This is a genomic window from Aquisediminimonas profunda (assembly GCF_019443285.1).
Taxonomy (GTDB): Bacteria; Pseudomonadota; Alphaproteobacteria; order Sphingomonadales; family Sphingomonadaceae; genus Aquisediminimonas; species Aquisediminimonas profunda.
This window is the reverse complement of record NZ_CP080327.1, coordinates 2,903,197-2,927,891: the sequence shown is the minus strand read 5'-3', so window position 1 is coordinate 2,927,891 and position 24,695 is coordinate 2,903,197. Positions and strand designations below refer to the sequence as shown.

20 protein-coding genes, 1 tRNA gene and 1 pseudogene are annotated in these 24,695 nt (G+C 56.9%); 12 read left to right on the top strand and 10 right to left on the bottom strand.

Annotated elements, in window-relative coordinates; genetic code table 11:
* Positions 1 to 245: 245 nt before the first annotated feature.
* A complete protein-coding gene (locus tag K0O24_RS14525) occupies positions 246 to 2,201 on the bottom strand; it encodes a hypothetical protein (RefSeq protein ID WP_219893411.1) in 1,956 nt (651 codons plus the stop codon).
* Between the two features lie 121 nt (positions 2,202 to 2,322).
* On the opposite strand from K0O24_RS14525, the gene K0O24_RS14520 reads away from it, so the two are divergent.
* Together K0O24_RS14520 and K0O24_RS14515 are read left to right on the top strand one after the other, a co-directional pair.
* Positions 2,323 to 2,817, top strand: a complete 495-nt coding sequence (locus K0O24_RS14520; protein ID WP_219893410.1) for a TlpA family protein disulfide reductase — start codon at positions 2,323 to 2,325, stop codon at positions 2,815 to 2,817.
* Positions 2,818 to 4,044: 1,227 nt separating this feature from the next.
* Entirely contained in the window at positions 4,045 to 5,676 is a 1,632-nt protein-coding gene (locus K0O24_RS14515; RefSeq protein ID WP_219893409.1) for an FAD-dependent oxidoreductase, read from the top strand.
* Positions 5,677 to 5,781: 105 nt separating this feature from the next.
* Here the strand turns inward: K0O24_RS14515 and K0O24_RS14510 are convergent, their stop codons facing one another.
* Positions 5,782 to 6,681 (bottom strand): LysR family transcriptional regulator, encoded by a 900-nt coding sequence (locus K0O24_RS14510; protein ID WP_219893408.1) that lies wholly within the window; start codon positions 6,679 to 6,681, stop codon positions 5,782 to 5,784.
* A gap of 10 nt (positions 6,682 to 6,691) precedes the next feature.
* Here K0O24_RS14510 and K0O24_RS14505 point away from each other — a divergent pair, with 10 nt between their 5' ends.
* Positions 6,692 to 7,414, top strand: a complete 723-nt coding sequence (locus K0O24_RS14505; protein WP_246611035.1) for a LysE family translocator — start codon at positions 6,692 to 6,694, stop codon at positions 7,412 to 7,414.
* A gap of 84 nt (positions 7,415 to 7,498) precedes the next feature.
* On the opposite strand, the gene K0O24_RS14500 is transcribed toward K0O24_RS14505, so the two are convergent.
* Positions 7,499 to 7,933: an Lrp/AsnC family transcriptional regulator gene (locus tag K0O24_RS14500; RefSeq protein ID WP_219893407.1), complete on the bottom strand. Its 435-nt coding sequence runs from the start codon at positions 7,931 to 7,933 to the stop codon at positions 7,499 to 7,501.
* A gap of 138 nt (positions 7,934 to 8,071) precedes the next feature.
* Here K0O24_RS14500 and K0O24_RS14495 point away from each other — a divergent pair, with 138 nt between their 5' ends.
* A complete protein-coding gene (locus K0O24_RS14495) occupies positions 8,072 to 9,088 on the top strand; it encodes a zinc-dependent alcohol dehydrogenase family protein (protein WP_219893406.1) in 1,017 nt (338 codons plus the stop codon).
* Positions 9,089 to 9,467: 379 nt separating this feature from the next.
* Here the strand turns inward: K0O24_RS14495 and K0O24_RS14490 are convergent, their stop codons facing one another.
* A complete protein-coding gene (locus K0O24_RS14490) occupies positions 9,468 to 10,454 on the bottom strand; it encodes a peptidyl-alpha-hydroxyglycine alpha-amidating lyase family protein (protein ID WP_219893405.1) in 987 nt (328 codons plus the stop codon).
* A 312-nt stretch (positions 10,455 to 10,766) separates the two neighbouring features.
* On the opposite strand from K0O24_RS14490, the gene K0O24_RS14485 reads away from it, so the two are divergent.
* Positions 10,767 to 11,252, top strand: a complete 486-nt coding sequence (locus K0O24_RS14485) for a hypothetical protein (RefSeq protein ID WP_219893404.1) — start codon at positions 10,767 to 10,769, stop codon at positions 11,250 to 11,252.
* A gap of 194 nt (positions 11,253 to 11,446) precedes the next feature.
* Here the strand turns inward: K0O24_RS14485 and K0O24_RS17000 are convergent, their stop codons facing one another.
* Positions 11,447 to 11,764, bottom strand: coding sequence for a PilZ domain-containing protein (locus K0O24_RS17000; RefSeq protein WP_219893403.1), 318 nt, complete (start codon positions 11,762 to 11,764; stop codon positions 11,447 to 11,449).
* 138 nt (positions 11,765 to 11,902) lie between these two features.
* Between K0O24_RS17000 and K0O24_RS14475 the strand changes: the two genes are divergently transcribed.
* From K0O24_RS14475 to K0O24_RS16995, 7 genes and pseudogenes are all read left to right on the top strand, one after another.
* The gene (locus K0O24_RS14475; RefSeq protein WP_343211247.1) at positions 11,903 to 12,721 is read left to right on the top strand and encodes a winged helix-turn-helix domain-containing protein; all 819 of its coding nucleotides are present in this window, start codon (positions 11,903 to 11,905) and stop codon (positions 12,719 to 12,721) included.
* A gap of 18 nt (positions 12,722 to 12,739) precedes the next feature.
* Positions 12,740 to 15,709: a CHAT domain-containing protein gene (locus K0O24_RS14470; RefSeq protein ID WP_219893401.1), complete on the top strand. Its 2,970-nt coding sequence runs from the start codon at positions 12,740 to 12,742 to the stop codon at positions 15,707 to 15,709.
* A 251-nt stretch (positions 15,710 to 15,960) separates the two neighbouring features.
* Positions 15,961 to 17,037, top strand: coding sequence for a cytochrome-c peroxidase (locus tag K0O24_RS14465; protein ID WP_219893400.1), 1,077 nt, complete (start codon positions 15,961 to 15,963; stop codon positions 17,035 to 17,037).
* Positions 17,038 to 17,109: 72 nt separating this feature from the next.
* Entirely contained in the window at positions 17,110 to 17,850 is a 741-nt protein-coding gene (locus K0O24_RS14460; protein ID WP_219893399.1) for a cytochrome b/b6 domain-containing protein, read from the top strand.
* A gap of 72 nt (positions 17,851 to 17,922) precedes the next feature.
* The gene (locus K0O24_RS14455; RefSeq protein ID WP_219893398.1) at positions 17,923 to 18,600 is read left to right on the top strand and encodes a response regulator; all 678 of its coding nucleotides are present in this window, start codon (positions 17,923 to 17,925) and stop codon (positions 18,598 to 18,600) included.
* Between the two features lie 56 nt (positions 18,601 to 18,656).
* A complete protein-coding gene (locus K0O24_RS14450) occupies positions 18,657 to 19,616 on the top strand; it encodes a sensor histidine kinase (RefSeq protein ID WP_246611034.1) in 960 nt (319 codons plus the stop codon).
* Between the two features lie 87 nt (positions 19,617 to 19,703).
* Positions 19,704 to 19,856, top strand: a pseudogene (locus K0O24_RS16995) (IS6 family transposase); the annotation flags it as partial.
* A 147-nt stretch (positions 19,857 to 20,003) separates the two neighbouring features.
* On the opposite strand, the gene K0O24_RS14445 reads toward K0O24_RS16995, so the two are convergent.
* The 5 genes from K0O24_RS14445 to K0O24_RS14425 form a co-directional block, all read right to left on the bottom strand.
* Positions 20,004 to 20,079, bottom strand: a tRNA-Lys gene (locus K0O24_RS14445).
* Between the two features lie 74 nt (positions 20,080 to 20,153).
* Positions 20,154 to 21,269, bottom strand: a complete 1,116-nt coding sequence (gene rodA, locus K0O24_RS14440) for a rod shape-determining protein RodA (protein ID WP_219893396.1) — start codon at positions 21,267 to 21,269, stop codon at positions 20,154 to 20,156.
* Positions 21,266 to 23,296: a penicillin-binding protein 2 gene (mrdA, locus tag K0O24_RS14435; protein ID WP_219893395.1), complete on the bottom strand. Its 2,031-nt coding sequence runs from the start codon at positions 23,294 to 23,296 to the stop codon at positions 21,266 to 21,268. The genes rodA and mrdA overlap by 4 nt, the downstream gene beginning before the upstream one ends.
* Positions 23,296 to 23,808: a rod shape-determining protein MreD gene (locus K0O24_RS14430; RefSeq protein WP_219893394.1), complete on the bottom strand. Its 513-nt coding sequence runs from the start codon at positions 23,806 to 23,808 to the stop codon at positions 23,296 to 23,298. Before K0O24_RS14430 ends, mrdA begins: the two co-directional genes overlap by 1 nt.
* Positions 23,808 to 24,692 (bottom strand): rod shape-determining protein MreC, encoded by an 885-nt coding sequence (locus K0O24_RS14425; protein WP_219893393.1) that lies wholly within the window; start codon positions 24,690 to 24,692, stop codon positions 23,808 to 23,810. Before K0O24_RS14425 ends, K0O24_RS14430 begins: the two co-directional genes overlap by 1 nt.
* Positions 24,693 to 24,695: the final 3 nt, after the last annotated feature.

Genomic DNA, 24,695 nt, shown 5'->3' with positions numbered 1-24,695 from the left:
TTCCGCGAAACTCCGGGGTCCAGCCATAAGCAATCCTAAACCGTTTTTTTCAACTTCCCACCCCAAATGAGACGTAGCGGTCGGTCAGCGAACGGCCCCATTGCGGCCATTTAGGAGCAAAATAGATGCTCCCGAAAGGTGACATCTATTTCGCCCAGAATTGGAAAGGCAGAACGTCGGGATTATCGGCGGTGTCATTCGGGCATAAGCAGCCTGAACATCGGCGGCAGCTTCAGACAGATTCCTCACGGAATGCGGAAATTGACCACTTGCTGCATGCCCGTGCACGCCTTTTCGCCGGCAGGGCGATAACTTTGTGTGTAGCGTATCCCTTTGGCGACCCCCAGTGCCGCCTCGCGAAACACGAATGGCGGGTAGGCGATGACGGCGCGCTGGTTGAGAGTTCGTCCCTTCGCGTCGATGTCGGTTTCAAATCGAACCCACCCTTCAAAACCCCAGCGCATGGCTTCCATTGGGAAATCGCTTGAGCTCGCGCCCGTACTCGTCATTCTGGGAGGCGGCCCAATCAGCGCACATTGAGCCGCGTCGAGCCCTGTCTTGTCATAGGCCGCTTGAGCGGCGTCGAAAGCACCTTTGCGTGCCTGCAGATCGGCGATCCTGACCAACGCAGCGATGCGCAGCGGGTCCTTATCGGGCAGGTACCCTTCGGCAGTTATCGTGCCGAGTCGGGTCAGCAATCCGTCCGTTGGGAGCGCGCCAATATCAGACAGGAATAGTTGGGCCGCTGCATTGGCGATTTGGTCCGAAGCGATGTGGGTATCCGCTAGCCGCGACATCAGCAACCTTTCGGCTGCCGCACCACGCTTTTCTAGGCTCGCTGCTTGAAATGCCGTGATCGCGTAATAGACAAGAACCGGTGCTGGTGCCTTGGCTTCGGTCAGTACGGCATAGGCGTCTTCGGCCGCCGCGAGCCGTTGCTCGTTGCTCGCCGCAGCGTTCTTTGCGATGGCGTCGGAGACCGGCACGCGCGCAACCGGCGGCCCACTTGCTTTTGCATTGGCCAGCTTGACGAGTAGTCCAGGTAACGCTGCTGCTGCGCTTCCATTCCATGTGACCGACACTAGCTTTTGCGTCGCCATCCAGTTTGCAACTGAGTCCCAGAGCGCGTCCAGGACCCCCGGCCGTGACGTCGTATTGGTGCAGCGCAGCTCCACGCGAGTGACAACACGAAAGAATGCAGGGATTTGCTTGGCGTCTTCAGGCTTCCACGACCAGCCGCGCACCGCCCGCGCAAAAACACGCGCCATCGGACCGGGCCGGGACGCCCAGACTGGTTGCGCCGAGACTACGACCCCATTGTCGTTCAGCGCAAACTCTACAATGGCCGAATCCTCGGGCCCAATGCCATCCTCGCCGCATGACGGCAGGTCGATCGCGCGAGCGGTCGCAAATGGGGCTTTAGCGAAGCGGCCCGCGCCTGTGTACGCCATCATCTCGCGCGCCGTGTCGGCATCCTTGTTGAGCAGCGCGGCGATCGCATAATCTGAACGCGTCACGACTTCGCTCAGCACAACTCGGGTATCGAGCCCGCCTTGCTGACTCACTGATCGCCGCAATTCGGACAACGCACCTTTGATGTCGCCTCGGTTAAGCAGAACGCGCGCATAGACGGTGCGCAAACCGGCTTGAGTCTTGCCCTCCAGCTTCGGTTGCGACGCCAGGATTGCCATCGCGCCCTGCGCATAATTCAACGCCGCCGTCGGATCATCGAACATCAGCACACGACCGAGCCAAAGTTCGGCATTCATCTTGTCGCCGGGATCGTCGGCAAGGGCCAATCCTGCCTCCAGCGAGGTCCGTGCTGCGCCATAATCGAGTCGCTGATAGTCGATGAGGCCCAGCGCCATGTTCGCCTGGTAACGGTCGAGCCGGTAATTGGGCTGGTCGGCGGGTAGCTTTTCGATTGCCGCAACCAGCAGCGGCCGCGCTTCTTCATCGCGCCCGAGCTTTAGGAGACAACGGCCGCGCCTTGCCCGCACCGTCGCGAGCACTGGCGCATTCCGCGTCACCGTCGGTCTTGCTTCAAGCGTTGCGAACAGGGCGATCGCAGCCTTGCAGTCTTCACTCGCCATGGCTTTGGTTGCTGCATCAAATTGTGCCTGCAGCGACTGAGGTTGGGCTGCGGGGGGAGTTACCGGGGTCAGTGCAGTCGCCAAGACTCCTAAAAGTGCCGCGTTCATGCTTGTCCCCAAAGGCTATGTTCATATTGCACCTCGCAACCCTTAAATTGTCAATCGACTTTGCGCTTTCGCAACAACGGCTTGTCAAATATCATCGCCGGATATGGTTTGGCGCTTCTTCTTGCTGGTTTTTTTGCTGACTGCCGCGCCGTCGAGCGGTCGCAGCGCCGAAGTCTCCGGTCCACTCGCCGGTCTAGCGATCCCCATGCCTTCTGTCGTTATGTTCTGGGCGGCCTGGTGTGCGCCATGCCGTGCAGAAATTGCCGTCTGGCCCGACCTTCAACGTGCTGCCGGTCCGTTGCCGGTCCATGTCGTTGCGCTCGATACCCCGATCGAACAGTCGCGTGCCCTGCTGAAAGCTCTGCCCGCTGATCGCGTTCATCATGGGCGAGGCTCTTCGGTCTCAATGCTTGCTGCCTGGTCCAACCGCGCCTCGGGATTACCCTTCGCGGTGGTGTTCGACCTGCAGGGGCGGATTTGCGCAAGCCAGAATGGCGGCCTTACCGTCGAACGCCTCGCCACGATGCGTCGCCGCTGCGCTATTACTTCGCCAGCAGCGGCTCCGCGCCGCCTCGATCGATCTCAATCGGATAACCACGATAAGGGCGGAAATTGAATGGGCCCAATTTGCCGGCCCGCGCCCGAAGGCAGTTGGGCCGGAATCGTGCAGCCTTCCGATGAACCGCAATCTTAATGCACGGCAGGTTCCAAGGTCCCAGCATTGGTCCGACAATGACCGCCTTTAGCGCGGCAGCTGCCTCGGCGGGCATCCCTTCCTCAATGTCCGGTTTCCACCCAAATCCGTCACTTCGGCTGGGTCGTGAACGACCGCATTGCAGAAGTTCGCTGGGCACGTAGGATGTCACAGTGATTAGTGTCCGCGGCCTTCGTAGAATGAGTCTGCTCCTCGCTCTGGCAGTCGTCGTGTTGCTCAGCGGGTATCTATTGCTCATGAAATACGACGCCCTTTACGTTTCCACGCATTCAATTCGACAAAACCTGGCTCATCTGGGTGCAACCGATGCATGTAAAATGTATCCGGTAGCACAAAAGGGTAATTTGTTCGGTTCAGATGGCCACTCGATAGCACCTGTGATGACAATCTATCTTGTCTCTCCCGTAGGACGGCGCCCCAGAACGGGCGACATTATGGAGATACGGTTTCCAAAGAATCTGGCGGGTAGAGTCAGGTTCACTCAGGCCACAAACAATGGATACGGTGGCAGCGGTTCCCTCGAGTGGTTCGGTGAAAAGCGAAACGCGCACCTATGGATGGCAGTCTGGGATTTTACATCTTCGGGTTCGCTTCAATTTGAGGGCGAAGGCATGCAATTATGGGGCGACTGCGAGAAAGAACACGATTTGAGGGACTAAACCGATCATTCACCCAGATGTCCGTTTTCCACCCCAAAGCCGCCGTTCTGGCGCTGTTGCAATTGACCCCAAAGCGGACGTTTGAATTTGAAAATTCGCTCTTTGCGTCGTCGAACGCTGCCTATCTCCTAGCACTGAACCTGTGGTCTGAGATTGAACTGGAAGTGCCTTCTTGGGCCCGTCGCATCTGCCGCACACTCAAGAGGTTTTGTGCTCATGATTGCGGGCGACCGGTTCAAAGGCGGTGCGGCAAGTAGACTTCTTCCCCCTTGAGAGGGGGTCGAAGAACTGACAAGATAAGTTAGATCGATTCCATAATGGAGCTGTTGTGAACCGAAGATTGTTGCTGAAATTGTTGGGCGGTGCAACGGTCTCCAATGCTCTGCCGTTGCAAGGTTTTGCGACTCCATTCAAATCGAAGCCTGGTCTTGATTGGAGTGCTCTTCAAGCGAAAGTCGGTCCGCGATTGTTGAAAGTTGAGTCGCCGCTCGAAGCGTGCGCGCGAGCCAACGGCAAAGGTGCTGCCGAACTGTTTCGACGTTTAAAGAATCCCTATTTTTTGGGGGATGAGCCTGCACTGACCCAGACTCTTGGTTGGATCGATGGATGGACCAGCCGGGCCAGCGAATATGCTGTTGCCGCCGAAACCGCTTCAGACGTGGCGGCAGCCGTGAATTTTGCCCGGCGTCATGGCATTCGTCCTGTCGTCAAAGGCGGTGGGCACAGCTATTTTGGCAATTCGAATGCCGAAGGATCTCTGCTGATCTGGACCCGGGGCATGCGCTCTGTCGTCATGCACGATCATTTTGTTCCCTTTGGGGCATCGCTGCCTTCCAAAGGCGTTGAAGCGGTCTCGATAGGCGCTGGGGCAATTTGGGGAGATGTTTACCGGAAGGTCGCGGCTGAGGGCGGCAGATATGTTCAAGGCGGTGGATGCCTGACCGTCGGGGTCGCAGGCTTCGTTCAGGGCGGAGGCTTTGGCAGTTTTTCAAAAACTTTCGGCACCGGAGCCGCGAATCTGCTCGAAGCGGAAGTCGTCACCGCTGACGGAAAAATAAGAATCGCAAACGCTCATAGCGAGCCGGAGTTGTTCTATGCCCTAAAAGGGGGCGGCGGCGGAACCTTTGGTATTGTGACGCGCCTGACACTCAAGACCTACCCATTGCCAGACTCGATTAGTGCCATTTTGTTTTCAGTCCAGGCAAAGTCAGATGCGGCCTGGTCTGCGCTGGTTGCAAGAACTATCGATTTTTACGCCGAGGCCTTGTTTGTTCCCGAATGGGGCGAACAGCTGAACTTCCGCCCGGGTCGCAAGTTGACCATCTCGATGCTTTGCCACGGGCTGACAGCCGAACAGATCAAGGTGGTATGGGCTCCTTTCATTTCATGGATTGCTGATCGTTCAGGAGATTATGAGCTAGGGGGCGAGCCCTTCGTGCTGTCTGTGCCAGCGCGTCGCTTCTGGGACCCGTCATTCCTCAAATCTATGCCCGGCATTGTCCTGAACGACGACCGGCCAGGTGCGCCACAGGACAATCTGTTCTGGGCGACAAATCAGGGCGAAGCTGGGCAGATTATTCATGCTTATCAGTCATGCTGGTTGCCATCGAGACTATTGAGATCGGATCGCCGAAGTGCGCTTGTCGAGGCTCTTGTCGAGGCGTCATCAAAATGGTCGGTTGGCCTGCACACAAACAAAGGCCTAGCCGGCGGAACTGCCGAGGCACTCAGGTTGGCGCGCCAGACAGCGACAAATCCGGAAGTGCTCGATGCGTTTGCACTTCTCATCTGTGCTGCGGAAGGTCCGCCCGCTTGGCCAGGAATTCCCGGCCATGAGCCAGATCTAGGCACAGGTCGCGTAGAAGCGGAGCGCGTTTCTGCGGCAATGGCTCCGATCAAAAACCTCGTGCCCAATGCTGGAAGCTATGTTTCGGAGGCCGACTATTTCGGATCACACTGGCAGGCAGCATATTGGGGTGGAAATTTTCCTCGGCTACTCGCGGCCAAAAAGCGCTATGATCCTACGAACCTTTTTCGGGGGCATCATTGTATTGGTCAGCCTGAAACCATGGGTCAACCTGACTTGGGCTCGTTCACATGATGCGCCATGCATTATGTGAAATGCTCGCCAAGCGCTATAATCCGGTTCCGTGCACCACCGCCCCTCTGATGCAATTGCATGAACTTGAGCGACTACCGGCCCCTCTTAAGGCGTGGTGGAGTTGCTATGACATAGTCCATCTTTGACATTCGAACCCAAGCGCAATTGAAACCAGTCCAAAAACGCATCCACTCTTTCATCGTCAGTACCAGCCGGTCGTAATGCAACATAATTGCTGCCATCGCGTGTAAATCCGTTTGGTGCAATTAGCCTGCCTGCTTCCAGCTCATTGGCTACCATATGGATAGAGGCCAAAGCTATACCCTGTCCGGCTTCGGCGGCCTGGATCGCAAGAAAGAAATGTTCATACAGAATATCAGTGCCCGCATATTTGATTCCTGTGGTCAATTCCCAGTTACCCCAGGCATTCGGTCTGCTTTCGCTGTGCAGGCGGGGAATAGTTTGCACACCTTTGTTCACAATCAATGGGTTCATAACGGGCCCCATCCATTCATCGGCCAACCATGTCGCCCGAACCCCGGGCGGAATTTCGAAGTCGTCCCGTCTTACGGCTACGTCGACATATCCCGGACGAAAATCAATTGGACCCCCTGCAGCAAATACTCGGATATCCAAGTCTGTTTCGTGCTTGAGGGACGTCAATGCGGGTATCAAAAATCGAAGGCACAGAGTTGACTCGCAGGACACCGTTAGCGGTGCAGCAGTCGATGCGTTGGCGAGGAATGTGTCCATAGTTCGACTAAGTTCGCCAAACACAATGGCCAACCGCCCCGCTAACCAATGTCCTTGGGGTGTCAGAAAAATGCCGCGATTACGGCGCTCAAACAGTTTGGTGCCAAGCTCGCGCTCTAGCGCTTGGACTTGTTTGGAAATCGCACCATGCGTCACATTTAGTTCAACCGCAGCGGCGACAAAACTCCTCTTTCGCGCGGCTGCCTCGAAGACGCGGAGCGAACCAAGATTGGGTAAACGCTTTGAAGGCATACCATAACCTGTGAATTTTTCTCACGATTTAGCAGATGATTTTTCGTTTTTCAAAGAGGTCACAACCGACGAGAGGGCGGCGCACCTTCAATTGGTCGAGCGCACTGCCATGGAACAGTTTTTCATAATTCTGGGGATAATCTGGCTTGCAGTAATTAGTCCTGGAGCCGACTTTGCGTTGGTCTCGCGCGTTAGCTCCATACAAGGGCGTCGCGCGGGCATAATCGTTGCATTTGGCATTGCAATCGCTTGTTGGTTTCATATTGCCTACGCCGTTTTCGGCCTGGCAATGGTCGAGCATTGGATTCCAAACTTCCTCGATTTCATCAAAATCGCTGGCGCGGGTTACCTAATCTATCTTGGGGTCAGTACAGCCATTGCACCCCCCCTGACATTGAGCGCGGATACCTTAGAGGCGGGTGGCGGTCAGGCTGGAACTCTATTTCGCGGAATACTCACAAACGCACTTAACCCAAAGACATCTATATTCGTTGTGAGTCTATATGCTCAGGCAATGGGCCCAAACACGCCAGTCAGCACAAAGCTGGGCTATGGTTTTGCGATCTCTATCTCGCACCTGATTTGGTTCGGAGGCGTCTCCATTTTTCTCTCTCGACCAGCGATCAGGAAGTTGGTCATGACCCATCAGCAAACGGTGAATGGAGTGATAGGGTGCATTTTAGTTCTATTCGGTTTGCTACTGTCAACAGCGGACCTGAGCACGAACGCTTAGCGGCTTGTGGCCGTTACTCGAAAAAGGGCCCTTGAAGAGCCAATAAATGAATGAAGACAGTTTTACGGAATCCGCAATCGTTCTTCAGGCGAAAGGAGGCAAACGCCGCTTGACGGACTGCCCTTTTACGATCGAAGTGTTGGTGCGAGCTCGGTCGTGGAATGGCTCAAGGACGAGATCCAGGTCGTCCATCGATTTGCAGAACACCCGAGCGACAAAACAGTCCTCTCCGGTAACGCGGTCACATTCCACGATCTGCGGCGTCGCCTCGACGAGACGCTCCACCTCCTTCAACAGACCCGGCAACGGGTTGATCCGAACGATTGCCTGCAATGGAAAACCCAGCAGGTCCGGTGCAGCGACCACGGTGTAACCGGTAATCACACCGCGCTCTTCAAGCCGTTTCAGACGCTCTGCAGCGCTCGGTGAAGCCAGTCCGACTGCCGCGGCCAGATCTTTGAGTGAGATTCTGGCGTGACTCGCCAGCGCCGCAATTATCTTTTGGTCGAGACGATCCAATGAAACCTCATATTACAAGGGAACATATGGCATATACCTAACTTTCTTGTCCACTAATTACAAGTCGCCTTCTTAAGGGCATGGACCTTAGTTCATTTGCCTACGATAATAGCTCGCACAAATTTTCTGGAGGATGACATGCGTCAGCTCATGATTTCGGCAAACTACAACCTCGATGACCTGCATCTCGCCGAGAAGGAAGAGCCACCAATGCCTGGGCCCGGTCAGGTCCTGGTGCGAATGAGCGCGGTCTCACTGAATTTCAGGGATATCATGGTGGCCACCGGCCACGACAGGTGGCGCCCGCCAGTTGGCCGCGTACCGGGATCAGACGGTGTCGGGCGGGTTTTGGCAGTCGGACAGGGTGTAACCCGGTTCGATGTCGGCGACAGCGTCCTGACCACAATCCTGCCAAATTGGATCCGCGGACCGTTGACCGAGGCGAAAAGAAATGGAGGACTGGGCGGTCCGGCTGCTGACGGCATTCTTGCCGAACTTGTTCTATTAAGCGCCGAAGGTCTTGTCCGCGCGCCGCGCCATCTTGACGATGTGCACGCAGCGACCCTTCCGACGGCGGGATTGACTGCATGGCATGCACTGACGCGTGCCGGCGCCTTGCGATCCGACGCGACCATATTGGTCGAGGGCACTGGCGGTGTTTCGCTATTTGCGCTGCAGCTCGCGGTTGCGGCTGGGGCACGGGTTATTGCGACATCGGGCAGCAACGCAAAATTCGATAAGTTGCGCACAATGGGGGCGTCGTCGGTTATCAACTATCGTGATACGCCAGACTGGGCAGATGCCGTGCTTGCGCTTACTGACCAAAAGGGAGTGGATCTTTCCATCGATATTGGGGGTGCGTCGAGCCTGGACAACTCAATTCGCGCGACGGCAATGAACGGGACCGTCAGCATTGTAGGTCTAGTGGATGGCCTTGACGCAACGATCAACCTCGCCGAGATCTTCCAAAAAAATCTGCGCCTCGACGGCATTGAGACGGGATCACGTTCCATGCTCGAGGCGATGATTGAATGGATCGAGAAAAGGGGCGTCGTGCCAACCGTCGACCGTGTTTTTCCGCTCGAAGACAGTGCGGCTGCCTTCAAATATCTCCAGTCCGGGGCGCATATGGGCAAGGTATGTATCACGCTATAGCGCCGGCGCAGGGTCAGTGAGCACAGCGCCTTCGCTCGAATGGCTGATTGCTTGCGGTAGCGACAAAAACCGGACGGTCAATAATCTGTCCATTTTCCGCGTTTGGGTGCGTATGAATTAGGGCAGCTTTCGGCGGGCCATTGAAGCACGCGAACAACCGCTTTGTTTGCGTTTGCCGTCGTCGCACTACACGCTGTCAACGTCCAGTAATCACCCCCATCTTGCCGCTGCGGCTAGTCGGAGAACGACCCTATTGCGGACGTCCGGCCGTTTCCGGCGTTTCACCGAAAGCGGACTGTCAGCTAATCCTGCTTTTGAGATAAAATGGGATATTCTGCTCACACGCCCACGCGCTACGCCCGATTGGCTGGCTATAAACTCAGGGCGCTTTAGAGAACTTTTGAACACGCTGCCCGGTAATATCGACCACATAGATATTGCCTCGAGGGTCACTTGAAATGTCGTGACCCATTCGGAACTGCCCGTCATAATTGCCAAATCGGCCAAAGCGCTCAATGAGCGAACCGTCCCGCTTCACGATAGCAACACCGGATCGGTCAGGGGGCGCATTTGGCTGCACACCGCCATCGACCACCGCCGCTTGATCTCGAAGAAGAAGGGCGAGTGAATAAGGCCGCCCAATCGCTGCCGATTTCCACTGTTCTAGAAACCTGCCTTTGGCATCAAATATTTGAACGCGATCATTTTCTCGGTCGGCTACATATACGCGGCCTGATCCATCCACTGTAATACCATGTGGTGTGTTGAACTCACCTGGTCCACTGCCAGGCTTGCCCCATTGGAACTCGAAGCGCCCGTCCGCACCAAATTTCATGACTCGCGTGTTGCGGTAGCCATCGCTCACGTAGAATGATCCGTCGGGTAGCACTGCCACGTCAGTTGGACGATTGAAATGCATAGCATCGGCGCCAGGAACACCTCGCTCCCCGAGAGTAAGCAGGAGCTTCCCAGCTGGACTGTATTTATAGATCTGGTGCAACGCGACATCGGTCAGCCAGACATTATCTTGGCCATCGATTGTTAAACCATGAGGCATGGCGAATGTACCGGCGCCCCAAGCTTGCAATAGCTTGCCTGATTTTCCCTCGAACTGAACGACAGCGGGATACTTGATCGCGTCAGTTGAAAGCGGCTCCGTCCATTGCCTGTCACCCCGCTGGAATACCCAGACATTGCCTTTGGAATCCACTCCCACACCAGCGGCCGCACCAAGCACCAAACCATCCGGGAGTATCGGCCAGCCGTGGACCACTGAGTAAGCCGAGTGCTTGTGCGAGCTTTTGGCAAACGCATGTGGCGCAGCGAGCAAACATGCTGCGAGCGATACCAACTTAAAGGAATTCATAGATATCGCCCTCCTTGGACCGGGATCGAGGCCTATACCTCAACCAAATGAACGCAAGAGCAAAAGCAAATCCGACCCTCTTTGTGATTGCCGCATGTTCTGCAGCCCTACCCCATAGCGACAGCATAAAACGGTTCCCGCTTCCCATCTCTGTCGAAAATGTGATCTCGCGCTAGACAAGGTCAAACCGCCGTCCCGATGAAGTCAGCCGAATGTCAGCTATCCACAACAAAAGCGCCGAAGCGGTCTGGCTAAGAGTTACCCCAAAGCGGACGCTAGCGGCAGCATCTGCGCTGCGTTAGGACTGTGCGGATGAACTCGCCACCGACAATAGCATTTCCAGCGTTCCTCGTTTCCGTGGAGGTACTGCAAGATCGCGGATTACGCATTGTGCTTGAGGACAGGACTGGCCGTGGTCCCTTGCAACAGGATGCCGATGGGCTTGGATTGGAAGGGCGAGACATCATTCGCCAAAATAGCGACTGTAGCTACGAGATCATTTGGGAGGTAGTCGTGTGTTTTGCAGTTCGTGGTGATCCCTTCCCGAAAGAGAGTGGACTTCGCGCCACCATCAAAGAAGCGCCAGACGGCAGCGCGTTTTTGCCTTGGGTGGAGAGCCAGTCTCGTGCCGAGCCCGAATACGTGGCCACCATTGGAGGTGATTTTGAGAAAGACCCAAGTCGCCGTCTGCGGCATTGGGTAATCGTCTGCAACGAGGCCACCTTCGACGTGGCAGCACTTTATGCGCCGAACGTGCGCGTCATAACCACACGACCCGAGGACGCGCCGCTGCAGTAAGCGGCCAAGTCGGCTAACCACCCCAAAGCAGACGTTTAATTTCAGTCCTCAAACTACTGAAAAGTCGGTTTGACAGTAACGGCAACTCAAAGCCTGAAATTTTTGAAAGCGGACGAAGGCCTTTACCTTTGTTCCAATGATCTCAACTTCCAGCAAGCGTCTGGACCGGCGTTGCTTGAACCTAATGCGAACGACTAGGCCAATTCGACGACCGCGCGTGTTCGCGTGAGATGGTCTACAATTGCAGAATGCAAGGCTCGCTCAAATTGGATTCCAACGGTTGTGTCTCGAGACCATTGCGCGCGACCTGGCCAGACCTCCATCCCATCGAGCTTGATCGTGACGTATTGACCGAGACTTACTGAGCCAAAGTCCAGTTCAATCTGACAGCCGTGTTCGGATATATTGACGATTATGCCCCCAATTCGGGTTTGGCTGCTGTTGCGTATTGTGGCAGTAGCACCCAAGCAACGTCGCTTGGCATTGCGACGCTCAGGATTTTGGTTCGACATCTCTTGCTCCACGTAACGTGCTCCAAAATGTTCGCCAACTGAGAAAAGCTGATATTTAAGTGGAATAAAAATCCGATTAATTTGCCTGCGACCACTGCCCCCTCTTGGACCTCAATTGGACAAATCTTTGAGTTGGATATGGGGTGGAGTGGGTATCTCGACGTCTTATCTCTTGAACGTGTTGGCGAAGTTTCACCCAGCCTTTGGGTAGCTGTCGCATCGAAGGGTAAGGCACTTTGGAGAGATACGATGCGGATATTGATTGTGTGCGAGGTCCACCCATATTTTCGGAGATTGGATCTTTTACTGTCGCGCGCCGGATTTGTCGTTGAACGGGAATGCGAGGCGGAGCTTGTCCGCGCTTGGCCAAAAACAGACAAATTTTCCGCCATCTTCGTTGATCTCGACGCTCCGCAGCTGGATGGCCTCGACCTTGTTCGCCATTGGCGTTCGTGTGGACTGAAGTATCCGATACTTGCCAAAAGTGGCTTTAATGGTGGCGCGAATGCGGTCGATGCATATGGTTCTGGCGTGGACAATTTTGTCGCGGGTTCAATTCAGCCCGAAGAGATTGTGGCCCGCTTACTTGCGCTGGTTCGGCGCGCCTGCGGTTTCACAGGCGCGATTATTCAAGTCGGAGCAATGACATCAATTCCATCCACGCAGCAGGCCTTCTTGGACAATGTCCCGCTCGACCTCACCCCAACCGAATACAGATTGCTCAACCTCTTTCTGTTGCGTGCAGGCCAAATCCTTGCACATGACGAGATCCTCGACAATCTCTACCCGTCTTCGACGTTTCGAAATCTCAATACGGTTGAAGTTCATGTCGGCCGACTGCGTCGCAAGATCGGAAATTCGGCAATTTCTACGATCCGCGGAATGGGGTATCGACTGGAAAAGACGCACGACGCTCTCGCGCAAAGCCAGTTTTGCACCGTTGCACAAGCGAACTGATTGGGCACATAAGGGTGCATGTTGCTGCGCCAATTCACCTCGCTTGCTGCCATCTTGGTGTTGTGGGCCTGTCTGGCACTTCAGTCCGCATTTGCTGCGCCATCCAAGCCGATCGGTCCGGATATTGAGGATTACAACCCGCCCTATGCCAACGATGCAGCGGTTCTGGCATGGCAGTCGGCCTATGCTTCAGGCGACCAAGTAGCGGCCGAAAGGTTGGCGCGAGCGAGGCTTGCGATTGTGCAACGCAATAGGCCGCGAGATGTCTTTGCCATACTGGAAGCAAGGTTCATGCTTGGCGTTACACTGAATGCGAGTGGCCGCAAAACGGAGGCAGAAGGAGAGTTTCGTGACGGCCTGTCGTGGTTGACTAAGCAGCTCGCGCCCCATCCGCGCCTTCGACACCGGTCTGACATGAGCAAGCTGGCATTGGATTGGGCGCGCTATTTCGAGATTCAATTGCTGGAAAACCTTCGGTCGCAGGGACGCTTGCGCGAAGCGGCGCAGTATCAATCCATCATCCCCGCCGCGCTTCGACCAGTACCGAGCGATAGTCCTGAAGCAGAGGTCGTCGGCATCGGGTCGCTTGGCGGTATTGCGACAAATCTGGATCTGGGGACAAATTCCCGCGTGAGGCTTAACGATACCGAAGCCGTAAAGCGCCAGCAACTGATGGCACAGGTCCAAAAAGCAGCCAAGGCGATGGACAAACCCGGTTACTACGAAGCCTGGAAGGCTGTCCTCGACTTTGATGAATTGCGCCATGGTCCTGCTGGCGAACAGATTGGCTATGATCTTGTGCGCATTGCACAAGCCGCGCTCGATCTAGGCAATCATGTCGAAGCGCGGACACTTGGAGGCCGAGCCGAAACCATTGCAATGAAGGGTGAGGACACCAGCAACCAGCTTGCAGCCGCTCTCTCCGTTCAGGCTAGGGCATTGGAGGCGGGGGGAACCGCTGCAGCTGCCGAGCCATTGCTTCGACGTGCACTGTCGCTTCGCTATCAGGACCGTAATCCTTGGCTTAAACTTGACCTTGCAGCGAACCTCTTTGCGCAAGGCCGTCTGGAAGAATCCGAAGCCGCCTATCGCGATAGCCTGAGCATTTCTGGCTTGCCTCCTGCCACACGAGAGCAGGTGCAGATTTTTGCCGGTTTCCTTGCGCTCAAGCAAAGCGCCTATGCGCGCGGCATGGCAGACTATCGCACGGTCTGCAGGGCATCTGCTGAGCAAGCCGCGCAGGCGGCACGCGGGAGTAGAGCGACCTTTACAGCCACACATAGCGATGAAGCGCTGCGCGACTGCGCTATTCGACAGGCGTTGGCAGATTGGGATTGGGCGCAAGCAGGAGGAGGAGAGGCGAGTTCGGACACGCCCGATGCGCTTCGTGATGAGGCCTTCATGGCGGCTCAACTTGCACGCTCCGACCCATCTGCGCAGGCGCTTGCAAAAGCGGGCGCGAGGGCGGTTGCCAGTCGTTCGGGTGTTGGTGCGCAGCTGATTGAATATGATCAGGCAATTGCAGAACGCGATCGTCTTGGTGCGGCGCCTCCCGAGGATTGGTTGAATGCGCTCTACGTTCCTTTCCCAGCCGAACAGCAGTCCAGACTTGACCAATTGAATGCACGCATTGCCGTTCTGTCCGGTCAGTTGTCGACGGCCGCCCCGCGTTTCTGGGATCTCCGCTTCCCGCAGCCTCTCAGTATCGCGGCAATACGGGCTCGCTCGGGGCCCGATGCGAACCTTTTGCGGCCTGACGAAACGGTAATCAGCTTCATGATTCCAAGTGATGGCAGACAAGGTCTCGTTTTTGCGGTTTCCAAAGACGCAGCAGCATGGGCAAGGCTGCCTTTTGATCGCGCTGAGTTGGTCTCGATGATCAATGCACTGCGCGCGCAGATTGATCCACGGGCCTATGGCCTTGGAGCCAAGTCTGTCGATGTCGGCATTGGCCAACGCGGCTTCGAACGCTCTCTCGCCTGGAAACTCTATCACGGGCTGTTCGGTGACAAAGCGATCCAGTCAGTGATCGCTGCAAAGCCCAACTGGATCATCGTTCCTTCCGGACCACTTACGACGCTGCCGCCGAGCCTGCTCCTTACCGCTCCCCCTGAAGCCGGAACAGAAGGCGATTTTGACACCGAGGCTTTGCGACGCTCGCCCTGGCTGGTTCGCAGCAAGGCGCTGACACTGCTACCCTCTATCTCTTCACTACGAACTGTCCGACAAATTCTTGCCCACGAAAGGCGAGTTGCCACCGATCCGCTGATTGCGCTGGTGGACCCAAGCTTTTCCGAGACTGCAGCGGCTAGCTCGGTCCAGGCATCCCCTACGCGAGCTTTCGCGACCATTTTTCGCGATGGCCTGCCGGATGTGGCGTTCCTTCGCACATTGCCACACCTTGCTCACGCTAAAGAGGAAGGCACGGCGCTCAAGTCGGTGCTGGGCGCGGCCACGGGCTCTGTCCTTTTTGGTAGAGCTGCCAGTAAGGACGCACTCATGACCCGCAATCTATCCGGCGCTCTGGCCCATGTTCGGGTCATCGCGTTTGCGACGCACGGGTTCGCCGCCGGCCAGGGCGATGGGGCAGCGGAGCCCATGCTGGTTTTGTCAGCAGCTGCGCGCCCTGAGGACTGGGTGCTAAGGGCCTCGGATGCCGCCGGCTTGAACCTCAATGCAGAATGGGTCATTCTTTCCGGCTGCAATACGGCAAGCCCGGATGCCGGTGTCGCTGATGGTCTCTCGGGATTTGCGCGCGCCTTTTTCTTCGCTGGCGCCAACTCCCTGCTCGTATCCCATTGGCGCCTTGATGACGAAATCGCCGCGCGGTTGGTTCCATCCACTTTCCAATACCAGCGCCGGCATCCCGGTACCTCGAAAGCACAGGCCCTGCGCCACGCGATGCTCGACATCATTGACGACCCTAAACTCGATGCGGCTCATCCGGCGTTTTGGGCGCCCTTTACTCTCATCGGGGAACCGCAATAGCGGATGATCGCAACCGATCCGGAAGCAACAAATATCCTGCAATCAGTCGGCCAATTTTGCATTCCGGCATAGCCTTCCCCAAACTGTTTCGCCGAACCCGCTCATGACCTGCCTCTGCACAGCAACGACCGCACAGGCTGGAACGAAGCACACAGGGATTATCCAACGCTATCGATTTTGACATAGTCGTGCCGTCAGAAACTGGTCAGGAAGAACGCTTAGCTCCCCTGCGTGTCCAACGGGGAAATGCGATGAACAAGATTGCTCTCACAATAGTTTCAATGTCGGCCTTGGCTCTGGCGAGCTGCCAGTCGCCGAGCCCCGAAGACGAGAGCGGCGCACTTGCCTCGACCAATGACGCGCTGATCCTTGCAGCGCGTGAACAGTTCAAGCCAATACCTGACGGGCCTGGCAACGTGGCGGGCATCAAGGCGACTCCGGAACTGGTCGAGTTGGGCAGCATGCTGTACTCTGATCCCCGCCTGTCTGCGAGCCACAGCATTGCTTGCGCGGCCTGCCACAGCATGGGACTTGGCGGCGCTGACGCGCGACCCACCTCGCTGGGCCACCGGTGGCAACATGGCGGACGTAATGCGCCGACAGTGCTCAACGCGGTCTATAACACCGCACAGTTCTGGGATGGCAGAGCCAAGGACCTGACCGAGCAGGCCGGTGGTCCGATCTCGAATCCAATCGAGATGGCGATGCCTTCTGAACAGGTCATCCCAATGCTGAAGAGCATTCCCGGCTATGCAGGCCTGTTCGCCAGGGCTTTCCCGAGCGGCAAGGATCCGATCCGCATGGCGAATGTCCAGGCGGCGATTGCCGCCTACGAGGCTACGCTGGTCACGCCCAATGCCCCGTTTGACCACTTCCTCAAAGGCGATGCTCAGGCGCTCAAACAGGCAGAGCGTCGTGGCCTCAAGTCATTCATTGATAACGGTTGCGCTGCCTGCCACAGCGGCATGAACTTAGGAGGTGGCATGTACGCAAAGTTCGGCGTCGCCTCGCCACCTCCGGCGGAGCTTCTGCCTCCGGGCGATCTGGGCCGCTTCGCGATTACAAAGAATGAGGCAGATCGATACTCGTACAAGGTTCCGACCTTGCGTAACATCGCCCTGACCGCTCCCTATTTTCACACTGGCAAGGTTTGGGATCTCAATGAAGCGGTCGCTATCATGGCCAATACCCAGCTTGGCAAGACGCTGCCGCAGCAGGAAGTCTCGGACATCGTCACGTTCCTGAAGTCCCTGACCGGCGAGCAGCCCAAAATTGTTGTTCCGGCCCTTCCCCCGGTAACCGGAACATCTACCCGGCCCGTCGACTGACGGTAACCGGTTCCTCGGGGGCGGGCTAATTTCCCCGCAGTCCGCCCCCGACTACTTTCAAGGATGTTTATCATGAAGCCTCAGCCCCCGTGCACCACCTTTACCGTATGGGATCTTCCTGTCCGGCTTTTCCACTGGCTGCTGGTTGCTTCGATTGCGATTGGCTTCCTGTCCTCGGAGGAAGACAGCGTCATTGCTCAGTGGCACATAGCTGCAGGCTGGGTCGCTGCCGTCCTGATCGTGTTTCGACTTGTATGGGGCATTGTCGGGGGTGAGCATGCGCGCTTCGCCAACTTCATCCGTCCTACGCATGCCTTTGCCCACCTTAAGGGACTTGCATTGGGCAAGGCCGAACGCACGGTGGGCCACAATCCTGCGGGCGGCATTGCGGTCCTTTTGCTGATCGGCACCATAGCCGCGGTGGTGGCGACCGGCTGGATTGCGCTGCAAGGCGGTGAGGAAGACATCCACGAAGGGATCGCCTGGTTTCTGCTCGGCCTCATCGGCATTCATATTGCTGCGGTGGTCGCAACTTCGATCCTGTCGCGCGAAAATCTTGTCCGCGCCATGGTGACTGGGTGCAAAAAGGCGGCTGACCACCCCGATGTGCTCAGCGTTCGACCGGCAAGCCCGGCTGCATTCCTGTTCGCTCTTGCGGCATCGGGTGCTGCTGTCGCCGGAATCCAGACGGTCGATCCGCAGGCATTCAGCCTGCAGCAGCGCGAGGGCATTGAACGCGAAGGTGTCGAAGGCGCCAGATCTCTCAGGCAGGGCGAGGCTGGCGAGCACGAAGGAAAAGGCGATCGCGATTAGGTCGACCGAATTGGCCCTTTGCCGATATGTCGCTAATGTCAGCTTCTGTCACCATCTTGATGCTGGTCCGATATGCGCTTGCTGATCATTGAAGATAACGAACGACTGGCAGGCCTTATTGCCAATGGGCTTGACCGGCAGGGCTATTCCTGTGACCGGGCGACTGCACTAGCCGAAGCCGATGATTGTTTTGCCTCAGCCGACTATGATGCCATCATTCTTGACCTCGGCATGCCCGATGGAGACGGTCTCAAGTGGCTGGCGAGCGCGCGGCGCAATGGCCGCATGGTGCCAGCGCTCATTCTAACGGCGCGAGGGGCGTTGGGCGACCGTATTGCTGGGCTTGACGCTGGCGCAGATGATTATCTGGTGAAGCCCGCAGAGATTGATGAGATTGCAGCGCGCCTGCGAGCTCTGCTGCGTCGCCCCGGGAACCGGGCGCCCACTGTTATGACGAGCGGTGCCATCGCTTTTGATACGGCTTCGCGCTCCGCTACAATCAAGGGTGCTTCACTCGAACTTTCTCGCCGAGAGGCAGACCTGCTTGAACTATTGATGCGCCGTGAAGGCAGTGTGATCCAGCGCGGGGTGATCGAGGAAGCGCTCTACAGCTTCAATGATCCAGTAACTCCAAATGCTATTGAAGCGGTGATCTCGCGCCTGCGTCGCAAGCTTGAAGAGAATGGGCAGGTAGGCAGGCTCCATACTGTTCGGGGCGTCGGCTACATGCTGGCAGTTGCGTCGGCATGAACCGAGGCCGCTCTATCTACAAACGGTTGCTTTTCGGGCTAGCCGGGATTGGACTCTTGAGCAGCCTCATCCTCCTTGGAGCTGTCTTTATCGACTACCACCTCGGCTACAGCGATCTTGCGACTGCCGAAGCCGCTCGAAAGGCTTGGCACGAAGTCTTTGAACACGTCGTGCTGCCTGCCTTGCTATTTGTCGTTCCGATTGGGCTCGCAGTTGTCGTCGTCGTTCGCCATGCGCTGCAGCCACTTGAGAACGCCGCAAAAGAAATAGAGGGCGCCAGGGGCAAGGAGCGAGGTTTTAGGCTCGATGTCGAGACTTTTCCCGACGAGGTCACGCCCTTTGTCAAAGCGCTCAATGATCTGCTTGAACGAACCGAGAGATCGTCGGCTCAGCAGGAGTCATTTGCCGCAGACGTCGCCCATGAATTGCGCACCCCATTGGCACTGGCACGCCTCGAACTTGCTGAACTTGGTGGTGAGGCCAAAGCGCGACTGTCAGGCGACCTTCAGTCGATGCAGCGCCTAATCGATCAGCTCCTGCTATTGGCCCAGGTCAAGGCCGCGGATGTGATCGATATACCGCGCAAGTCGCAGGACCTTGCGGTCATCGGACGGGAGTGCGTGGCGGCACTTGCGCCAACCGCGATCCTAGCTGGCAAAGAACTCGAATTCGAAGGCGCGGATGGCTTGGCAATGGTCACAGGTTGGCGCGAAGCGATCCAGGCCGGGGTACGAAATCTAATCGAAAACGCTCTGCGAGTGACTCCTGCAGGCGGTACAGTCAATGTCTTGGCTGGCCCCGGGTGTTGCCTGCGGGTGCGCGACGGTGGCCCGGGGCTGTCGTGCCAACAACTCGATAATCTGGTCCACCGTCATGCCCGGGCAGAGAACGCAAGTCGATCTGGTGCTGGTCTAGGTCTTTCGATTGTCGACCAGATCATGCGCGCTCACGGAGGCGTATTAGAAACGGCACCAGAGCAACGCGAACTCAGATTGCAGTTTCCAAGCATGGCCTGATAATCATGCGTGTTCGCAAACATGAAGTTGGTACTGTCAAAGCAAACGCACCTGATTGCATCGCGAGCTGGTGAGGGTGGCTGTGCGATGCCGAGACCCCACAAGCGGGATAGTCCGTTTCGCCATTTCAACTCGTTGTCCGAGATCATCCGCCTAGCCGTGATGATTTATGTTCGCTTTACCTTGAGCCTTCGAAATGTTGAGGACCCGCTTTTCGAACGGATCGACCTTTGCAATGAGATCATGCCTAGGCGAATTTGCAGGGCCGACGGTCGGCTGGGAAGCCTGCCCTTTTTTGCGATTGTTACCTTACTCGTTACCTAGCAAGTATCGCGTCAGCTTGACGTGAAACACTGTCTGTATAAGTATCTGTTTTTATTGATTGTTTGGTGGACGCACTAGGGCTCGAACCTAGGACCCGCTGATTAAGAGTCAGCTGCTCTACCAACTGAGCTATGCGTCCATTCCGGTGAAGCGACCGAATTGGTCTCTGCGGAAGGCGGCCCGCTAGCATGCTGTTTGCCTTTTGCAAAGCCCTTAACTGAAGGAAGTGCGCGGCTGGCTGCTGCGTTCAATCGACATGAGCATACCAATGCAGATCATGACGGTTAGCATGGCTGTCCCGCCAAAGGACACAAGCGGGAGAGGGATTCCCACGACCGGTGCCATGCCCATCACCATCATCAGGTTGATCGTGAAATAATAGAAGATGGTGCTGGTCAATCCCGCCGCAGCGAGCCTGCCAAATCGCGTGGGCGCCTTTGCAGCCACACCCATTCCCCAGCGGAAAAGCATGAGAAATGCGCCAATGACAAAAAGTCCTCCTGCCAGACCCCATTCCTCTGACATGGTCGCGAATACAAAGTCCGTATGGCCTTCGGGCAGATAGTCCAGATGGCTTTGCGTGCCGTTGAGAAAGCCCTTTCCGAAAATGCCGCCTGATCCAATGGCAATCTTGGACTGCGTTATGTGATAACCCGCGCCAAGCGGATCGCTCTCCGGATCGAGAAAAATCAAGACGCGGTTGCGCTGGTAGTCTCTCAGCACAAAGAAATAGGCAAGTGGCGCGATTGCGGCAATTGCTGCACCTGCAGCGATGAAAAGGCGGAGCGGAAGGCCCGCCAGAAACATGACGGTCACGCCGCCAGCAACGATCATCAAGGCCGTGCCAAGGTCGGGCTGCAACATAACGAGAGCGGCCGGCAGCCCAATCAGGACGCCAGGCAGCCAAATCGCATTCCAGCGGCGGATTTCCCCCGATGGCAGCATGTCAAAGAAGCGGGCCAGGGCGAGGACTATAAAGAGTTTCATGAGTTCGGAGGGCTGGAGGCGTATGATGCCCAAATCTAGCCACCGTTGGCTTCCGCCACTGACGGCCCCAAGCAGTTCGACAAAAAGCAGAAGCGCAAGGATGATGGCATAGCCGGGAAAGGCAATGTCTTTCCAGCGCTCTTCCCTGACCCGGGAGAGTGCCAGCGCCATGATCATGAACACCACAAATTTCACGCCTTGGGACTCAGCCCAGGGTTTGAAGCTGCCACCAGCCGCCGAATACAGGACGACAAGGCCGAATCCGCCAAGAGCAAGCACGATGAAAATCACACGCCATTGAAGCGAGGCAAGGGGCTCTGGCAGGAAGCTTGGCTTGTTCAATCCGAAGTCGTTCCGTTTGCGATGGCACCGGAGACATCGTCCAATGCTGCCGGTTCAGTTGTATTCGCTGGCGGAGAGGAGCCTGTCTGCTCTGCAGTCGCCGCATTTCCAGGGGCAGCAGCCTCCTGACGAGACGAGAAGCTTGCTCTTTTTGCGGCCATACGCGTCTTTATGTCTCCGCCCCAGGAAGCCTCCTGTGCCAGCAGTGTCTCCATCGCCTTGGCCGGATCGAAGAGATACGTCATCGCATCACGCACCAGTGGCGCCGCAGCGCTCGCCCCGAAACCTCCGTGTTCGACGATGCAACCCATTGCATAGCGCGGCGCATCGACGGGCGCGTAGGCGACAAAGAGCGAATGGTCGCGCTGCTTCCATTCAAGGCTCGCGTTTGACCGGACGCCACCTGCACGCTCTGCCATGGTGATCCGCCGTACCTGCGCGGTTCCCGTTTTTCCCGCCATCTGGATGCCTTCAATCGGGAGTTTTGCAATCGATGCAGTGCCGCGGCCGCTGTTGACAACGCCCGCCATCGCATCCCGCACAAAAGCCAGATGCTGGGGATCGATATCGAGCGGCGGTGCCGGAGGCTGCTTCTGCATCATAGTGAGCCGGGGAAGCAGCTTTCGACCGCTGGCAATACGTGCAGTCATCACGGCAAGCTGGAGTGGATTGACGAGCATATAGCCCTGTCCGATCGAACTGTTGACCGTGTCGTAGGTCGACCATTTCCGCTTGTAACGCCGTTCGAGCCATTCCGGGTCGGGCACAGTCCCATAGCGCTGCGACGTGACAGGTAACTCAAATTCCGCCCCCAGCCCAAGTTTGCGCGCCATTGCCGCAAGCGGCTCCATCCCGGCCTGTTTTGCCATTGCATAGAAATAGATGTCGCAACTCTTGATAATGGCTTCGTGCAGCGCGATCGGGCCATGGCCTCCGCGTTGCGAACAGTGGAACAGGGCATTGCCAACCCTGTATGCTCCTGTGCAATTGACGGTCTGTTCAGGGTCAATCCCGGCTGCCAGCAAGCCAAGAGATGTCATTGGCTTGCTGGTGGATCCTGGCGGAAACAGGCCTTGTAGGGATTTGTTGACCAATGGGAGATGGTCGTCAGTTGAGAACATCTTCCATTCCGTATGGCTGATGCCGTCGGAAAAGCTGTTGGGATCATAGCAGGGCATCGAAGCCATGGTCAGAATATCGCCGCTTGTGCAATCGATGCACACAAGCGACGCGGATTGATCACCCATCCGACGCGACGTGTATGTCTGAAGCCCTGCATTGACGGTCAACCGCAGCGTACCGCCGGGCGTGTCGGGCCGCGTCTCCAGATCGCGCACTAGCCTGCCGCGGGCAGTGACTTCAGAGCGCTTGGCCCCCGGCTTGCCGCGCATCAGGGGCTCGAAAACTTTTTCCAGCCCTTCTTTTCCGATCTTGAAGCCGGGCTGGATCAGAAGCGGATTCTTCTCCTTTTCATAGTCCTTGGCAGAGGCAACGCCAACATAGCCCACGAGGTGGCCGACCGCCGCGCCTTCCGGGTAATAGCGTGCATAGGATTGGGCAGGGGCGACCCCGGGCATCTCATTGGCGCGGATGCTGACTGCGGCAAAACGATCGATGTCGAGATTCTCTGCAACTTGCACGGGCTGAAAGCCTGCAGATTTGCCAATGTCATCTTTTATCCTGTCGATTTCGTCGTCAGAAAGCGCGAGCAGCCTCTGGAGTTCGCTTAAGACCCTTTCCTGATCCTGGATGCGATCTGGAATCAGGTCTACCCGAAACGATGTCCGGTTGAGCGCAATCGGCTTTCCCTGTCGGTCCACGATCCAGCCGCGCCTTGGCGGAGTCAGAGTGAGGCTGACGCGGTTGCTTTCGGCCAGCAGCGTATATTTCTCGTTTTGCGCAATCGAGAGCCAAGCCATGCGAGCCGCGAGCAGGCCACCAACACCGAATTGCGCGGCACCCAGAACAAAGGATCGCCTCGCAAAACTGAAGGACTGCTGGGCTTCTGTGACGATCTTCCTGGCCATTAGCGGAGTCGCCAGTCATCCAATGCCACACAGACTCGCGCCACGAGCGGGAACGCAAGAATAGACATGGCAATCTGGGGAACGAGGTAGAGCGGGTTTGTGGCGCCGCCATTGGTATAGGTAATCAACAACTGGACGAGCAAAATGGCGATAATCAGTCCGCCGGCTATTGCCCATTCCTGGCGAAAATCTCGCCAGATCATCCGCCGATCGAGGAGGTCCAGTCCAAGGAGGGCAAGCGTCCAGAGCATCATTGCAGATCCCAACGGCTGCCCGCTGAACATGTCATCAAAAAAACCAAGTGGCAGCCCCATCCACACCGGCCAGATATTTCGGTGCAGCATGCGCCAGCCGATGAAAACCAGCAAGCCCCACGGGGGCATGACAGGTGCTGTTGCGATGATAGGCAGAATGGGTGTCAGGGATCCCAGCATTGTCGCCATGACAGGTATGCCATGACGCTGGACCCCGGACGGACTGCGCCCGATGCGCGAACGCGGATGCTTTGCCATTATTGCGCCGCCTTGCCACCCGCTTCAGGCGATGCAGGCGGTGGGATTGCAAATTCCGGTTCCACAACAGCAAAATCGAAGCGCGACGGATCTGCCAACGGTCGGCCTATCGTGCCTTCCCTGTTGTGGCGAACACCGATCGCGACGGGAATGCCCGGCTGATAGACCCCACCTGTTCCCGAAGTTACGAAGACATCGCCTACGTTGAAGGGGTTGGTTCCGGCTGCCAGCGGGCGAAGGTCGATCCTGCCATCGCCCAACCCATACGCAATTGCGGGGGTTCCATCCGGGACCCGCTTGACTGGCACGATATTGCCACCGTCGATCATGAGCTGGACGCGCGCGGTATGCCGCCCAACGGCAATCACGCGGCCCACAAGCCCATCTGCAGTCCTCACTGGCTGGCCATTGATCACACCATCGGCGCTTCCGGCCGCCAGGATCGCGATACGACGGCTGCTCCCGCCGGTCGAACTCACAAGGCGGGCTGTGACATGTCCCTCCGGCAACCGTTCAACAAGCGCAGCAAGCTGCTTGAGCCTGCGAACTTCAAGGGCATCAGACTTTCCCTTGATCAAATCGCGCCTCGCAGCGTCGAGTTGCAATTTCATTTCGCGATTTTTGGACGCCGCATTGAAATAAGCCCCAATACCTTCGAAGGTCGATCCGACAGCTGCGCCGGCCCCGCGCGCTGTGGACGAAATCGGAGCGAATATGTCCGTCAGGAAACCCTGCAAGGCGGTATGTCCAGCGGGATCAAAGCGCGCGGTCACGATCAGCAACAGGCCGAACAATGCGCCAACCAGTGCTGCGACATAGCTCGCAAATAAGCTGTACTGCGCCCGTCTCGAAAAGCCGGGGCGCCGGGGAGAGGGCGGCGCCATTGT